15 protein-coding genes and 1 pseudogene are annotated in these 16,166 nt (G+C 45.6%); 5 read left to right on the top strand and 11 right to left on the bottom strand.

What is annotated here, in order from left to right:
• Positions 1-93: 93 nt before the first annotated feature.
• The gene (locus L9Q40_RS05635) at positions 94-636 is read left to right on the top strand and encodes a hydrolase (RefSeq protein ID WP_239947494.1); all 543 of its coding nucleotides are present in this window, start codon (positions 94-96) and stop codon (positions 634-636) included.
• Positions 637-666: 30 nt separating this feature from the next.
• Here the strand turns inward: L9Q40_RS05635 and L9Q40_RS05630 are convergent, their stop codons facing one another.
• The 4 genes from L9Q40_RS05630 to L9Q40_RS05615 form a co-directional block, all read right to left on the bottom strand.
• Positions 667-1,563 (bottom strand): 1-aminocyclopropane-1-carboxylate deaminase/D-cysteine desulfhydrase, encoded by an 897-nt coding sequence (locus L9Q40_RS05630; protein ID WP_498792570.1) that lies wholly within the window; start codon positions 1,561-1,563, stop codon positions 667-669.
• 117 nt (positions 1,564-1,680) lie between these two features.
• Complete coding sequence (locus tag L9Q40_RS05625; RefSeq protein WP_498792568.1) at positions 1,681-2,961, bottom strand: sensor histidine kinase; 1,281 nt, start codon at positions 2,959-2,961, stop codon at positions 1,681-1,683.
• Complete coding sequence (locus L9Q40_RS05620; RefSeq protein WP_329351333.1) at positions 2,958-3,635, bottom strand: response regulator transcription factor; 678 nt, start codon at positions 3,633-3,635, stop codon at positions 2,958-2,960. The genes L9Q40_RS05625 and L9Q40_RS05620 overlap by 4 nt, the downstream gene beginning before the upstream one ends.
• Positions 3,636-3,823: 188 nt before the next feature.
• The gene (locus L9Q40_RS05615; protein WP_498792565.1) at positions 3,824-6,160 is read right to left on the bottom strand and encodes a YgiQ family radical SAM protein; all 2,337 of its coding nucleotides are present in this window, start codon (positions 6,158-6,160) and stop codon (positions 3,824-3,826) included.
• Between the two features lie 381 nt (positions 6,161-6,541).
• On the opposite strand from L9Q40_RS05615, the pseudogene L9Q40_RS05610 reads away from it, so the two are divergent.
• The 3 genes and pseudogenes from L9Q40_RS05610 to L9Q40_RS05600 all read left to right on the top strand — a co-directional run.
• Positions 6,542-7,858: pseudogene (locus L9Q40_RS05610) on the top strand (EAL domain-containing protein); the annotation flags it as partial.
• 157 nt (positions 7,859-8,015) lie between these two features.
• On the top strand, positions 8,016-8,702 hold the full coding sequence (locus L9Q40_RS05605) for an HI_1241 family integral membrane domain (protein WP_498792563.1): 687 nt from the start codon (positions 8,016-8,018) through the stop codon (positions 8,700-8,702).
• Positions 8,703-8,831: 129 nt separating this feature from the next.
• Positions 8,832-9,032, top strand: coding sequence for a DUF4250 domain-containing protein (locus L9Q40_RS05600; protein ID WP_014232424.1), 201 nt, complete (start codon positions 8,832-8,834; stop codon positions 9,030-9,032).
• A gap of 22 nt (positions 9,033-9,054) precedes the next feature.
• Here the strand turns inward: L9Q40_RS05600 and metR are convergent, their stop codons facing one another.
• Positions 9,055-9,966, bottom strand: a complete 912-nt coding sequence (gene metR, locus L9Q40_RS05595; RefSeq protein WP_118118872.1) for an HTH-type transcriptional regulator MetR — start codon at positions 9,964-9,966, stop codon at positions 9,055-9,057.
• Positions 9,967-10,227: 261 nt separating this feature from the next.
• Here metR and metE point away from each other — a divergent pair, with 261 nt between their 5' ends.
• Positions 10,228-12,510: a 5-methyltetrahydropteroyltriglutamate--homocysteine S-methyltransferase gene (gene metE / locus L9Q40_RS05590; protein ID WP_498792560.1), complete on the top strand. Its 2,283-nt coding sequence runs from the start codon at positions 10,228-10,230 to the stop codon at positions 12,508-12,510.
• A gap of 118 nt (positions 12,511-12,628) precedes the next feature.
• Here the strand turns inward: metE and L9Q40_RS05585 are convergent, their stop codons facing one another.
• From L9Q40_RS05585 to L9Q40_RS05560, 6 genes are all read right to left on the bottom strand, one after another.
• Positions 12,629-13,015: a GspS/AspS pilotin family protein gene (locus tag L9Q40_RS05585; protein ID WP_014232421.1), complete on the bottom strand. Its 387-nt coding sequence runs from the start codon at positions 13,013-13,015 to the stop codon at positions 12,629-12,631.
• Positions 13,016-13,018: 3 nt separating this feature from the next.
• Positions 13,019-13,315, bottom strand: a complete 297-nt coding sequence (locus L9Q40_RS05580) for a YciI family protein (protein ID WP_014232420.1) — start codon at positions 13,313-13,315, stop codon at positions 13,019-13,021.
• A gap of 114 nt (positions 13,316-13,429) precedes the next feature.
• Positions 13,430-13,825 (bottom strand): acyl-CoA thioester hydrolase YciA, encoded by a 396-nt coding sequence (gene yciA / locus L9Q40_RS05575; RefSeq protein ID WP_014232419.1) that lies wholly within the window; start codon positions 13,823-13,825, stop codon positions 13,430-13,432.
• Between the two features lie 202 nt (positions 13,826-14,027).
• A complete protein-coding gene (locus L9Q40_RS05570) occupies positions 14,028-14,591 on the bottom strand; it encodes a septation protein A (protein ID WP_014232418.1) in 564 nt (187 codons plus the stop codon).
• A 131-nt stretch (positions 14,592-14,722) separates the two neighbouring features.
• Positions 14,723-14,965 carry a hypothetical protein gene (locus L9Q40_RS05565; RefSeq protein WP_014232417.1) on the bottom strand — a complete coding sequence of 81 codons (243 nt, stop codon included), beginning with the start codon at positions 14,963-14,965 and terminating at the stop codon, positions 14,723-14,725.
• Positions 14,966-15,054: 89 nt separating this feature from the next.
• On the bottom strand, positions 15,055-16,166 hold a 1,112-nt coding region (locus L9Q40_RS05560), incomplete at its 5' end, for a hybrid sensor histidine kinase/response regulator (protein ID WP_498792558.1).

Below are 16,166 nucleotides of genomic sequence, written 5' to 3'. Positions count from 1 at the left end.
CGTCGCAGGTTCTCCAACCTAAGCGCATATTAGGTCATTATCGATATTCAACTGGTTTTATTGGGTGTCAAGCACCACATAAAGGAGGGAAGTATGTTATCGAAAGACAACACTGGCTTGATTGTCGTGGATGTACAAGGCAAGCTCGCGACATTAGTGCATGAAAGTGACCAGCTGATTGAAAATGTCGCCAAGTTGGTCAAAGGAGCTAAGGCACTGAACTTGCCAATTCTCTGGCTGGAGCAGAACCCTGAAAGGCTAGGGCCAACCTCTGAGCCTATTCGAGTGGAGTTAGAGACAGCACATTTGCCTATTACCAAGTACACATTTGATGGCTGCAAAGAAGAACGTTTTAAGCTAGCGGTAGAAAATGCCAAAGTGGATACATGGTTGGTTTGTGGCATTGAGTCCCACATTTGTGTGTATCAAACTGCGCTTTCTTTGCGTCAATCGGGCTACCGCGTTGAACTTGTGACCGATTGTGTGTCGTCGCGTACGGCTGCGAACAAGGCGCTTGCACTGGCGAAGTTAACCGCCAATGGTGTCGTATTAACGGGTCTGGAAATGTGTCTTTACGAAATGGTGGAAGATTGTCGAGCGCCAGAGTTTAAAGATATTCTGGCGTTGATCAAATAGGTCTTCGAGGCGCTGTCTAGGGCTGCGCGTTTAGTCAAATTCTCGTTGATATCTTGGCAGCATTGACTCGTTGCCAAGAATCCCTCCTTGATGAACATAGATCAGTGTCTTGTCTGGGTTCTCTTTTCGCCACGAAGCCAGACATTGCCACATATAGGGGTCGTAAAGGAGATCAAACTCCAGATCCGTTTGTTCGTACAAGCTTTTCCATGTCTCATAATCTTCTTTATACAGGCGTCCGAAATGGTGTTTTTTCCGTACCGATAAAACCTGCGGATGGCTGGTTTCGCCCAGCATATTGAACTGCTCAGTTAGATAGTTTTCATCTCCCACACACGGGCAGGTTAAGATTTCTATTCCATGAGGGTTAAGATACTTGTGCAGATATAATGCGGTGGTGCCAGTACCGGAAGGAAGCGCAACCGCAAACTGTTCTTTTGCCCTGAAGCGAGTCCAGTCGAGAATCTCGCGCGCAAGTTGTTTTACGCCACCTTCGGCAATTTGAGAGCGTCCTCCTTCAGGCATAAACAGCGTAGTTTCATCCAATCCACGTATATCCGAGATGTATTGGCTAGGGTGAAGCTCGCTGCCAACGTCTTTCATCGCTGTTATCTGCATTCCCAAATCGAGTGCGCCCCGATAATTACCAATAGGAGCGCTTTTTAACCACTCCGGGATATGACTGACATAAAACTCGAATGCCCACCCTTTAACTTTTGCGAGTGCAGCCAGAGAATACATCGCATTAGACTGGGCGGAGCCATAGCTAATCAGAGTCGTAACATTTGGATCCTGATCTTCTAATAACATCATGAATTTACGTGCTTTGTTCCCAGAAAAGTGGGAGTGCAGTAAATCATCGCGCTTTAGAAAGAATGTCTGACCGTTAAAGCTGTGTTGAGTGATTGGGCTTTCAGAGAGTTTCATGTGATGCCTGACGGAATAAACCGTGTCACCTGATCATTTTAAAAGGTGGCACAGTTTACCGTTATCGCTAAGAGAACAAAAGCGGGGAGGCTTAAAAATACCATTGATTTTTTAAGGTTATTCGTCGGTATGTTCAGATGCCAAATTGATCAAAGCTTCACACCCGCCTGATGAGTGCGTATTGATCACAAACTGCCAGCCATAGCGGCGGCACAAGTCATCAACGATCATGAGCCCTAAACCGTGTCCGTCAGAGTCTGGAACGGAAGAAAAGCCTTCTCCTTCATCTCGGACAGACAAAGTATCGTCGCTCATTTCAACGTAGATTTTGCCTTTAGAAGTTGCGGCAATACTATTTCGAATCAGGTTACTCAGAACGATATTAAGCACAGCGGTTGTTGCTCTTGTATGTGGGCTGCCTGTTACCGTCACTTCAAACTCAAGAGACTTTTCATCAGCCTGTGCCTGACTAAGTGAAACAATGTGGCGCAACTCCTGCTCAGAAATTCTCCGTACAGGGCTATCATCCGAATTTCGCTCATAACGAACTAATCCCAGCAATGCGTCGACCATGGTAGACATCTGCTGCGTTGCGTCCTGAATACGATGAACCTGTCGTTCCTGAAATGGTGTGCTGGAATTTCTGGCTAATAAGCTACTGGAGCCTTTCATGACGGTCAGTGGCGTTCTGAGCTCATGACTGGCGTAACGTGCAAAGGCTTGTTCTCGCTTAATGACCTGATTTACCTCGTTGCGATACTCGTTAAGTTGAGAGGCAAGGGCTTCGAACTCTTTCGCTGAACCTGGCGGGACAACAAACTTCTTTGATGTATCGCCTTGGTGCTCATCCAATTGCGTTTTCAGAGTGTTAATCGGCTCAATTAATCGCTGAGACAAGCGGAGTAACAAGCTGCCGAAGACAAAAATCAGTGCAAGTACCACCACCAGAACCAACCCGATAACATAAGAAAACTCGCTCCATGTAATCTCGATTTCATCAATTAACGAAATCAAGATGATGGGATGCTCCTCACCATCCTGCATGTAGGTGCTCATGTAAATCATGCGTGTATAGGGCTCTTCGCCGGCTTCACCTAAAAAATAGTGTTTATCTTGCAAGAAAGGGCGGTAAAAATCGGGAACGAGGTTGATGTCATTGTATGCCGTTGTGAGAAGATCAAGCTTTATGACTCCCTCGGAAGGCGTCTGTTTAAAATGTTCGATTGCTTCTTTTTTGTCGATCATAATTCGGCGCTCACCGACGCGATCTTCTGACCACAGCAGTGATCCACTTACTAACGCAAAGCAGAGCAATCCGATCACGACGGAAACCAGCAAGAAAAACAGTTCGAGTCGACCGGTCATACTTTTCGTATTACCGAGTAAGCGACGAATCATGCTCCCGGCTCCAAACGGAAGCCGACTTTAGGAATGGTTTTGAGCAAGTGCTCCTCGAAGGGTTTATCGAGTTGTCCGCGCAGCTGATAAATGTGGCTGCGAAGCACATCGTTATTTGGCTCGTTTTCTTGCCATAAACGAAAGGCAATGTCTTCTCGGGTTACGATTTCTGGAGCGCTTTGTACAAGCATTTCTAGAATGGTGTAAGTGGTTGGGTTTAGTGCCAACTGCTTGCCTTGGCGATACGCCTGGTGCGTTTTTTGGTCAATCGTTACTTCACCGTACTGGAGTTGGCTTGAGGCAACGTTACCACGATAGCGTTTTATTAGCGCAGTCATGCGAGCTTCGAGAATATCGAGGTCAAAAGGCTTAGTCAGGTAGTCATCCGCTCCATGGGCAAAGCCTTTCAGCATATCGTCGCGACTATCTAGAGCGGTCAGCATGAGTACAGGGGTATTATTTCCTGCGTCTCTTAACTTGTTACACAGCGTTAAACCATCCATACGCGGTAACATTAAATCGAGCAAAATAATGTCGAAAGAGTTACTAAGGGCAAGCTTAAGGCCAAGCTCTCCGTTGTCAGCGTAATCAAGCTGCATGCCAGCACACTCGAAATAATCGAACAGCATTCCAGCGATTTCTCGATTATCTTCTACTAAAAGTACACGTTTCATTCATTCTTATCCAATCTCGGCAATGTCGGTTTGCCCTTGACGAACATTATTCACTATAAGCGTGAAAAAGTTGTCAATGTTATAAACGATTCACCAGTATAAGTGACTGATTGAAAGCGTAACACGCAAAACAAAAGGGCTCCAGAATTGCTTCTGGAGCCCTTTATTAGATTTCGTTGTTTCGATGGTTATCGACGCTTAGGTTTGCGCTGACCGTCTGGTTTACCCTGAGCTTGAGGGCGGCCCTGGCCTTGTGGCTTACCGCCATTCGGACGGTTTGAGTTAGAGCCTGCTCGCTGGCCGTTGTTATTACCACGACCTTGACCACCTTGCGCTTTACCTGCGCCATTACGGTTGCCAGAAGGCTTGCCGTCACGAGAACCACTCTCAGAGCGTTTCTCAAGGTGACCACCAAAACCAGGCTGATTCTTGGTGTGTTTCGTGGCAAAACGGTTTGCACCGTGGCGGCCGGATTTACGACGCTGCGCTGGCGTTTGCGCATCAATGTCTTCAGCCGGAACCAAACAAGTGGCTTTGTCACCAATCAGATGTTTTTTGCCCATGCTAACCAATGCTTCACGAATCATGGGCCAGTTTGCCGGATCGTGGTAACGCAGCAGAGCTTTATGCAGACGACGCTGACGCTCACCTTTAGCGACAGGAATGTCTTCACGCTGTTTGTACTTCACGCGTTTCAGAGGGTTAGTCTCTGAGTAGTACATTGATGTTGCGTTACACATCGGCGATGGGTAGAAGTTCTGTACCTGGTCACACTCAAAGTTGTTCTTCTTCAACCAAAGAGCAAGGTTCAGCATATCTTCATCTTCAGTGCCAGGGTGCGCAGAGATAAAGTAAGGGATCAGATACTGTTTCTTACCTGCTTCAGCACTGTACTTCTCGAACATTTCTTTGAAGCGGTCGTACGTACCCATGCCTGGTTTCATCATCAGATCCAGAGGGCCTTTTTCAGTATGCTCAGGTGCGATCTTCAAGTAACCGCCAACGTGGTGAGTGACCAACTCTTTCACGTATTCTGGTGACTCAATCGCAAGATCGTAACGTACGCCCGACGCTACCATTACCTTCTTAACGCCTTCAACCTTGCGCGCTTCGCGGTAAAGGTCGATGGTGTGCTTGTGGTCTGTGTTTAGCTTGTTACAGATACCTGGGAACACGCAAGAAGGGCGACGACAGTTCGCTTCTGCTTTCGGATCTTTACAACCCAGACGGTACATGTTCGCGGTAGGGCCACCAAGATCGGAAATCGTGCCGGTAAAGCCGGGAACTTTGTCGCGAATTTCTTCTATCTCGTTAATGATCGATTCTTTAGAACGGTTCTGGATGATTCGTCCTTCGTGCTCGGTAATCGAACAGAATGAACAACCACCAAAACAGCCGCGCATGATATTCACTGATGTTTTGATCATGTCATACGCAGGGATTTTCGCCTTACCGTACATAGGGTGAGGGACACGTGCGTATGGTAAACCAAACACAAAGTCCATCTCTTCTGTGGTCAACGGAATCGGGGCTTGGTTAACCCAAAGTTCACGATCGCCGTGGCGTTGAATCAACGCACGTCCAGAGTATGGGTTGGTTTCCAGGTGCATCACACGGCTTGCGTGCGCATATAGAATGCGGTCGTTGTTAAGTTTTTCGAAGTTAGGTAAACGTACCGCTGTGGTTTTAGCATCATGACGTGACGGACGAATAGTGATTGGCTGCGCCGCAGCTGGTTCGTCTTTTTTGGTGTCGCACTGCGTTTCTACCTCGTATGGGTTCTTAGGTACGAACGCTTCTTTACGTGGTTTTTCAATACGAGACGAGTCGATGATGGTATAGCTGTCTGGCGCTGCAGGCAGGTTAACCGCTGTACCACGAATGTTCGTCATGTCAGAAATGTTTTCGCCGTTTGCGATGCGGTGTGCCACTTCAACCAGTGCACGCTCAGCATTACCAAATAACAAAATGTCGGCTTTCGCATCAAACAAAATCGAGCGACGAACTTTATCTGACCAGTAGTCATAGTGCGCAACGCGTCGTAGGCTGGCTTCAATACCACCTAGTACGATAGGCACTTCTTTATAGGCTTCACGACAACGCTGTGAATAAACTAAGGTCGCGCGGTCAGGACGTTTACCACCTTCGTTATTCGGTGTGTACGCATCATCGTGGCGAAGTTTTTTATCTGCGGTGTAGCGGTTGATCATGGAGTCCATGTTACCCGCTGTGATCCCAAAGAACAGATTTGGCTGACCAAGCTGCATGAATGCGTCTTTGTTCTGCCATTCTGGTTGAGCAATGATACCGACTCTGAAGCCTTGCGCTTCTAGTAGACGGCCAATGATCGCCATACCAAAGCTTGGGTGATCCACGTAGGCATCCCCTGTCACAATGATAATGTCACAGCTATCCCATCCTAGGGCATCCATTTCTTTGCGGCTGGTCGGCAAGAAAGGTGCCGAACCAAAACACTCGGCCCAGTATTTTTTGTACTCATGAATAGGAGTGATGTTGTTGGTCATATTTTGCTCTCTGTTCCAGGGAGCGCGAATTATAGCGATTTGATGATCAGGTATCTATACCAAACTTGTTTATTCAAGCTTAGTTCATCGAGTTTTATTTGGATTGTAAAAACTCGACGGACTTCTCAATGAATTTTTATCTACGATTACCCCGAAGCCCTTATAGTTATTAGGGTCTTGGTGTGAGGTGTCCCAATATCAATACAACCAATAAGCAACTGCTCCCTTATTGTGGTTCACGTTTATAATCAGATTATACAGAGCAATATTGAGAGTCAGGCAGCTACGTCAGTCGCATTTAGCCACTGCATTCGAAGTTAGGGTTTAAGAAGGAAGGGCTAGGTAATGGGTGAGTCAGCAACGGTAACACATAGAAGGGTATTGATGTGGATGAACAACGATAGCGAACAGGAACGAGACTGGTTCTCGTTTTTGCCCACAAAAGACCAATTTGAAAACAAACTAGAGCACTTCGCCAGAGAGAGCGGCCATCAAGATCTCAATATCATCATGACGCTGAGGCCGAACTTTAGTCAGAAGCGCTTAGTGGAGCAGCAGCTAGGGTTTGCTGACTTTATCACGCGCAGCCGCTACACAAAGCTAGCCGGTCAGTTAACTCGGAATGTATTTGTCGTGTGCTTGCAAACACCGCGTTGCCAGTGGCTAAGTACCATCAAGCTAATCGAAGTGGCTATGAAGGGATTCTTTACGGAATTAAAAAGTGAGATGGGCACAATGGTTCATGACACGATTGTTGAAGGACAAACTGGCGTTTCCGTACTTGGTTACGATACGAGCAGTCCCAAAAAGGCGCTAGCTTTGGCGGTTCAAACGATGGTGTCGTCTAAAGTAGGTGAAGGAGGATACTTCAATTTTTATAACAGCACGCTGCATACCGAGCTGCTAAAACGCCAGCACTTAGAAGCCTTCCTTCAAAAGAAAATCGATGGCGAACTTGTGGATGTCTATTTTCAGCCGATTGTGGACACCTACTCAGGTAAAGTCATTAGATTTGAAGCGTTAGCGCGGTTTCACCATGAAAATAGTAGTTACACTACGCAAGAGATGATTTCGGTTATCGAAGATCTGGAATTAATCGCCGAATTAGATGATATGGTTTGTCGAATCGCGCTGGAGCGCTGGTCTGAATTACAAGGCTTCTATGACGATAATGTAGGACTGTCCATTAACCGCTCTCTCAACACTAAGTTAGATGTATTACAGGTGTTGCAACGTTCATTAGATTTGATTAAATCCAGCAATGTCAATCCTGAACTGGTGACATTAGAATTAACCGAATCGGCTTACTTTGAGCAAGATGAAGCGCATACTCAAGCCTTGAAGCAGATCAGGCAAGAAGGGATCAAAATCGCCATTGATGACTTTGGTACCGGCTACGCTTCTTTTTCTTATCTCGGAAAAGGACAGTTTGATCTACTCAAAATTGACCGTAAGTTTGTCGCGGATATTCATGAGGGCAGCAGTAATTATTACATTGTTAAAATGATCACCGAACTGGCTCACCAATTGGGAGTAAAAGTGATTGCAGAAGGCGTCGAGCAAGTACAAGAGCGGCGTATTCTGGCCGACCTTGGGGTCGATTACCTTCAAGGGTATTTGTTTTCCCCGGCTGTGCCAGCCACGGATCTGAAGCAAGCTAAATATTGCCAGAGTTTATTTAGCTTGGGTTCGGGGTAATGAAAGCCTCTGCCTTCAATACGTAATCAGAAAATGCTGTCGAAGTGAGTTCGAAAGGAGAACAGAGCCGATTAATGGCCCTTTAGGGTTTAGGTGGTTTGGCGATAGGTGATTTGTTATTATCGCCACCCCAAACGACTTTTGAGCTTGCTACATCATGATTCAACAATTGCTGGTTACTTTTCCTCCTATGTTATTTGGCGCACAAGCGCTACTGACTTTGCTTTTAATCAAGGGCGATATTTGTCCGGGTCAGCGAGGTCGTCTACACAAAATGTTACCTGCAATAGGAGTCATGTGGCTGGCAGTGGCATCATTGCGCATTGAGGCGTTTATGGTGGTGTTTGCGATCTTCTATTTCTATTCTCAGGTTCAGACCAAAAAAACGCGTGAGAAAGGGCCAATTTGGGCATTGCACCTGGCGAATGGTTTGGCGTTTGCCTATGTCAGCATTCAAGTATTTGAACAGGCTAACTGGCCAGCGGCGTTTGCAATGGCGTTCATGATCTTCTTTCTTGGGGCTTCATTCTCTCAACTGCTACTTACGATTGCGCGTAGCCGTTTACAAGCGTTTCATCGAATCTTACCAGTAACCGGTATTGTATCTGGCATGTTGTTGGTGATTGCGACGCTGTTTTCCTCTTACCAGTTGGATGAGGCAGCATTAAGTGCCGCAACTCAACCAATATTCATTGCCTTGGCGATGTTGATCTCTTCTATTGTGGTTTGGTGTTGGCACATTTTCACCCATAAAAAACCTGAGAAAGTGCAGCTTAGTATCGCTTTCTTATTTGCTCTTGTTTCTATGACAAGCCTGCAAAGCTTGTTTTCAATGATCGCTTAATATCCCGTTTGTGAGCTCACGATCTAGAGTGGGCTCACTTTAAATTCGCCAGATTATGTCTACGCTGTATATATACCCGATCACTTGAGGTTATTTGGGGTATAAACCTTGTCGAAGAGGAGTGTCGCGATGGATTTAAGCAATGTAGGTAATCTGGATAGCATTATTCTGTTAGGTATCGTCAACGAAAAACTACGCTTAGAGTGTGACAGTTTTGACGAATTAGTATCGACTTATGAAATGGATACAGAGTCGGTAGTAGGCAAGCTGGATATGCTTGGCTACCAGTACGACCCTCTCACAAACCAATTCAAATCGTACGAACGCTAACAACGTTCAACATCTCCCATTCTTAAGCCATCTTGATGCCATCGAGGTGGCTTTTACATTGTTGTCTTGCGGTCGCGAAAAACGCCTGTAAATAGCGTTTGTCTTTCTCTGAGTTTCGAACAGCTGCAAACAGGCGACGCCACAACCCATTGCCAAATGGCTTACTGGTAATTAATCCTTGTCGAGAAAATTCTGAAATGGCCCAGTTCGGCAGCGCAGCAACCCCTAATCCAGCCGATACCATTTGTACTAACATCAATGTGTTGTCTGCTTGCTTCCACTTAGCTGGCTCCACACCGGCTGGTTGTAAGAAGTGTTTAACCACATCAAGTCGCTGTTTTTGAACCGGATAAGAGAGCATGGTTTGATCGGCAAGATCTTGAGGTTCAATAATCGCTTTATCAGCCAGTGGGTGGCTGGTGGACGTGATTAGGCGCATTTCAAAGTCAAACAAAGGCTCGTAGTGCACCTCTGAACGCGGCTGAATATCCGAAGTAATAACCAAATCCAGCTCTCCGGCGAGTAGGGCAGGTAAAGGCTCGAATCCAAAGCCTGAAGAAAAATCCAGCGTCACACTAGGCCACGCCAACTGGTATTCCTTAAGGGCAGGCATCAGCCATTGAAAACAAGAATGACATTCGATAGCCATGTGCAATCGGCCATTAACGTCTTCTTTCAAACTTGCCAGTTCATTCTCTGCTCTAGCGAGTTTCGGTAAAATATCTTCTGCAAGGCGCAATAGAATTTCACCTTCTGAAGTGAATTTCACCGGGCGGGTTTTCCTAAGAAACAACTGCCCACCAATGCGAGACTCCAGATCCTTAATTTGGTGCGAAAGAGCTGATTGAGTCAAATGCAACGCAGTTGCCGTGGCCGTCAGCGAGCCCGTATCTCGAAGCGAGGTAATAGTACGCAAGTGTTTTAGCTCTATCATGAATCTCTTTCATCCTTTAATGCTCACCATGAACTTAATTAACTTAACTGCAAAATATAGAAATGTAAACGTCTAGACGTCTATTAATTAAAGGTATTGGTGCGTTTTACGATCGCATTATGAATTTTTTTAATAAACAAGTTGAATATTTAGACCTTGTCCAATTTTAGTCTGAGAGAGATAGTTTAGCCATCCAGACATCCTACCGGTTAAGCCAGAGATGTTCTGACCAAAATAAACTGAATAATAAGGACTAGGGAAATGGCGACAATCACACACATACTTGGCTACCCACGCATTGGTGAAAAACGCGAACTGAAATTTGCGCAGGAAAAATACTGGCGCGGAGAAATCGATCAAGCACAACTCCAGCAGGTTGGCGCGCAGCTAAGAGCAAACAACTGGCAAGTACAAAGCGATGCGGGTTTGAGTTTTGCCACTGCCGGCGACTTTGCCTGGTATGATCACGTACTGACAACAACATTGTTACTGGGCCACGTACCAAAGCGTCATGCCGAGGGCACACCTAACCTAGATACTTTGTTCAAGGTTGGTCGAGGCCAGTCACAGGCTGGTTGTGGCTGTGCAGGCGCAGCAGCCTCTGACATGACTAAGTGGTTTAATACCAACTACCACTACATTGTGCCGGAATTTAGCAAAGACGATACTTTTGAGGTGAGCTGGCCGCAGCTATTTGAAGAGGTGAGTGAAGCCGTTAACGCGGGACACAAGGTTAAGCCTGTTCTACTTGGTCCATTAAGTTACTTGTACTTGGGTAAAGAAGTTGAAGAAGGCTTTGACCGCCTGTCATTGTTACCAAGATTGCTCACCGCGTATCAAGCAATTTTGGCTAAATTGGCTGCACTGGGTGTGGAATGGGTACAAATTGATGAGCCTATTCTGTCTCTTGAGCTGGAAAGTCAATGGGCGGATTCATTTAAACTGGCGTATCAAATCATACGCAGTGACGTAAAAGTGCTGCTAACGACTTACTTTGACGCTGTTACCGATACACTGGACAAAATTGTCGAGTTACCTGTTGATGGTTTGCACATTGACTTGTCTGCAGCGCCAGACCAGCTTGATGAAGTTGTGGAAAAACTACCACAAGGTTGGGTGTTATCGGCTGGCGTTATCAATGGACGCAATGTTTGGCGAGCGGATCTAAGTGCGCAACTGGCGAGATTACAACCGGTAAAAGAGAAGCTAGGCGATAAGCTGTGGGTTGCAAGCTCATGCTCATTACTGCACAGCCCGGTAGATCTAGAGCTTGAAACAGCGCTGAGTGAAGAAGTAAAAAGCTGGTTCGCCTTTGCTAAACAGAAAGTTACCGAGGTAGCCCTGTTAGGTAAAGCACTGGACGGCGATCAAAATGCGATTCTGGCATGCGACACCTACAGCCAGCCAATCAATGCGCGTAAAACGGCGACCCACGTGAATAAACCTCAGGTGCAGGCTCGTATTAATCGCATCACCGCGGAGCTAACACAACGCAGTGCTCCTTATCCTGAGCGTGCTGCGCATCAGGCCGAAGTACTGGGGTTACCGCTGTTGCCAACCACGACTATCGGTTCTTTCCCTCAAACCGGTGAAATTCGTGTTCAGCGCAGCGCGTATCGCTCTGGTCAACTTTCTGAATCAGATTATATTTCCGCACTGAAAGGGCATATTGCTGATGCGGTAAAACGTCAGGAAGCTCTGGATCTGGACGTGTTGGTGCACGGTGAAGCTGAGCGTAACGATATGGTTGAATACTTCGCAGAAAACCTGGCTGGTTTCCAAACAACCAAATTCGGTTGGGTTCAGAGTTACGGTTCTCGCTGCGTGAAGCCTGCTATTGTCGTTGCGGATATCGAGCGTGAAAAACCAATCACGGTTGAGTGGTCAACGTATGCACAATCTTTGACCAGCAAACAAATGAAAGGAATGCTGACCGGCCCTGTTACGATTCTGTGTTGGACATTCCCGCGTGAAGACATTACTCGTAAGGAGATCACCCAACAGTTGGCGCTGGCGCTGCGAGATGAAGTTTCTGACTTACAAAATGCAGGCATTAATATCATCCAGATTGACGAGCCTGCGATTCGTGAAGGGTTACCGCTTAAGAAGCGTGATCATAAAGCTTACCTGGAATGGGCTGTGGATGCGTTTAAGATTTCTGCAGGTAGTGCGAAGCCGGAGACGCAGATTCATACTCATATGTGTTACAGCGAGTTCAATGAAATCATTGACTCAGTTGCGGCACTGGATGCAGATGTGATTACCATTGAGACATCACGTTCAAACATGGAATTGCTAAAAGCGTTTGAAGAGTTTAATTATCCAAATGAAATCGGTCCTGGAGTTTATGATATTCACTCACCAAACATTCCAAGTGAAGAGTGGATTGAAGGTCTGATCAAGAAAGCGGCAGAAAAAATTCCGGTACAACGTTTATGGGTGAATCCAGATTGTGGTCTAAAAACACGAAACTGGGCAGAGACAGAGGCAGCGTTGGCGAACTTAGTCTCGGCAGCGAAAAAGCTGCGTACTGAGCTAGCATAAACAGCAGTTAAAGAAAAAGCAGGGGTGAGCCCCTGCTTTTTTGTATCTTTTAACCAGCCATTCAAATGCGATGCTTGGACGGTATCCAATACTGAGCTCGCTCGGCAAATTACTGTGATTAATTGCTACAGCGTTGTTCTGAAATCAGTTCATCCGCCATCAATTGACCGCGCGTATTACGCACTTTCACTCTATACATTAAACCCATATTGATATGATCTCGGATTTCTGGTTTGTGGCAAAATGTGTAGATACTCGAGTTAAGCATTTGTGCTAATGGTTTCGCTCCCATCGCGCCGTCGTTATAAATCATCATCATTTCAACGACATTCTTGTTAGAAGAAACCCGCATAATTTGCAGAGGTCCATATTCCATAGGTAGACCAGCAGAGAGAACACCGGCACGATTAGATGCCATCAGTTCCAGCTGACGCTCTTTATCCGCGGTAGACGTACAGCCTGCTAGCGCACCAAGCGCCAGAAACAAACACAGTAATTTTTTCATAAATTAAAACACTTTTTTGAACGGTTTGACGATCACGTTTTCGTAAACGCCCGCCGCCACGTAAGGGTCTTTATCTGCCCAGGCTTTTGCGTCTTCCAAAGAATCAAACTCTGCTATGACGGTGGAACCGGTAAATCCCGCTTCTCCTGGGTTGTCAGAATCAATCGCTGGCATTGGGCCTGCGGTTAGAAGTCGTCCTTCGTCCTGAAGTTGTTGCAAACGTTCCAGGTGTTGAGGGCGAACACTCATACGCTTTTCTAATGAATTCTCGATGTCCTGAGAAAAGATGACATACCACATAGCATAGTTCCTTAATTGGTAGGTTGAAGTCCTAATTTAACGACTTTTTGGTGGCTCTCACAAGTTAACAATAGAAAATGTGAGAATTTTCCTTCTATTAGAACCGTTTCAAACCTATTTTGCGATAGGGCGAGGTTTACCTTCACTGTCGATCGCGACGTAATTAAAGGTTGCATCACACACCATAAAGCGATCTTCAATGCCGTCTACTTTCACCGGTTTCACCCATACTTCAAGGTCGACACTCATTGAAGTGCGGCCGATGTTTTTACATACACCGTAACAACAGACGACATCACCGACGCTCACTGGTTTTCTAAACGTAATGCTCGAAACAGAAACGGTGACGACGCGTCCGGAAGAAATTTCTTTCGCCAAAATAGCACCAGCTAAGTCAAGCTGAGACATAATCCAGCCACCAAAGATATCGCCGTTCGCATTGGTATCAGCAGGCATTGCGAGGGTACGAAGCAGTAGTTGGCCTTTCGGAGAGTTAAATTCTTGGCTCATTGTGACATCCTAAATCATCGTCAGCGCTTAAATGGGACCAATCTCAGTAAGTAAAAGTTCCCAAGCATTTTCATCTGCCAGGATGTTCTGTTAGTTACTATGATGGATAACAAGCGCAAATATTAATTGGAACAGTAACAAAACAGCGACCCGAAGGTCGCTGTTAAAAATAATTTGCGCGGATTATAGCAAAGCTGAGCCGTTATTCATCAACCGAAACATCGGAGGAGCTATTTTTCTGCTCTTTTGGCATGTGTTTGTAGATGTAAAAACCAGTAGCGATCATATAACTGAATGTCGCTATCAGCAGACCAAACACCTTAAAGTTAACCCAGACATCGAGTGGCAGTTCGTAGGCAACATAAATGTTTAAGCCTGCGCAGAAAGAGAAGAAGCCGACCCAAGCCCAGTTGATGCGTGTCCAAATGTTTTCAGGAAGAGAGATCTCTTTTCCTAGCATCCCTTTTATTGCTGATTTGCCCATCGCGTGACTGACCGCAAGACCAATAGCAAATACCATGTAAACAATGGTCACTTTCCATTTGATGAAGTTGTCATCGTGGAGAAATATGGTCATGCCACCAAATACAGCCACCATCACGAAAGTGATTAACTGCATTTTTTCCACTTTTTTGTAAAGCGCAAACGTCAGGACGATTTGAATAGCGGTCGCGACGATGAGTGCTCCGGTCGCAACGTAAATGTCGTACATCTTATACAAGGCAAAGAAGACAATGAGTGGAATAAAATCAAGAATTTGCTTCATGTTGCAGAAAACTACCTGGTTATTGAGTTGTTCACAGTCTAGCGGAATCTGACGCAATGTGAATAGCTCGAGACAATTGGATACAAAAATTGCCGCGACAATGGCGGCAATCCTTGTCTCTAATTTATAGTTTAGGCGACATTCTGGTATTGGGGGATACGCGTTTTGACATCTTCTAAATAGCCTTCACACAAAAGGTTATCTACTGTGGCAGCGAGTTCGTCATTGGTCATGATGCCGCATGATGACTTGCCCGTCATCAGATTGAGGTATTGGTGATACTCATTTTCGGAATAGTGACCGATACGATCTAACAATAGTGCTTTAATACCATGATGAATCAAGCTGCGATATGTGTCTCTGCTGGGTAACATTGTCATCTCCCTTTAACATTTTTCTACCCGTGCCTAATGCTATGATTTAGGTAGCTCTACTTGTATAAGCATAAGCTATGCCAAGTAATTTAAAGTGAGTTTGACTCAGTGGGTTGGTTTTGAATGAGCCACGTCTGTATTACCTCTCGCAACGCATTTAAGGTTGTTGGCTTGTTCAAGCGGCCATCCATGAGTTTAGAAATCTGTGCGAGCTCTAAATCTCCAGATTCCCCTGATAACGCGATGACCTTGACGGAAGGAGAGATTGCTTTAATACGTTGGCTGGCATCAAAACCATTCATAACCGGCATTTGCACATCCATCAGAACCAAATCGACTTTGTGAGATTGAATCATCTCTATTGCAGTCGCGCCGTTATTTGCCTGCAAACATTGGACACCTAATTGTTTCAAATACAGCTGAACTAATGTGCGTTGCACCTCTTTATCATCAACAATGAGCACTGTTGGTGCATGTTCGCCGACTTTTAACTCTTTCATTACATTAGACTTAGCTTCGTCTTTTGCACTGCTTCCGTGTTCCGAGTTAACCATAAACGTTTCTGCTTTTGGTGAGTTCGGTACGACAGGAAAGTAAAGATAGAACTCCGTGAACTCTCCCTTTACAGAGTGGCATTCTATTCGCCCGCCAAATGAACGCATTACTCGCTGACAATAACTTAGCCCCAGACCACTCCCACCGCTTTTTTGGTAGGAAAAGAAGTCGTCAAAGATCTTATGCACAATGGTGTTATCGATGCCAGGCCCGGTATCACGAAAGATTAATACGTTCTCATACGGTCCAGTTTGAGTACTCATTTCAATTTGACTTGCAGGATAAGAGTCAAAGTAATAAACCGCATTGCGGATCAAGTTAAAAATAACGAAGTTAAACAGGGTTTCATTTAACATCACCACAAAATCATCTTGTTGAGGCAGTTTTACTCGATCGAGACTCTTTTCGTTCTCAAAACCATAGCGAGTGATCGCCTGATTCACCGCGTTGTGAATAGAAGTTGCTACTTGTGGCTCTTGTTCGGGCGATGTGTCGCTGACCTCTCTTAATATGATATCAATCAGTTGCCGACCACGCTGAATTGCCGCTTGCCCCTTATTGATGTCGCCTTTTAGTGTTTCTGGTGGAAACTGGGATTCAATATGTTGAGTCAAAACCTCAAATTGCAATTGTACTTGCGTAAGAG

It is taken from the genome of Allocatenococcus thiocycli, assembly GCF_921292965.1.
Lineage (GTDB): Bacteria > Pseudomonadota > Gammaproteobacteria > Enterobacterales > Vibrionaceae > Vibrio > Vibrio natriegens.
The sequence above is the reverse complement of the archived record's forward strand: the minus strand, read 5'-3'. Positions and strand labels throughout refer to the sequence as shown.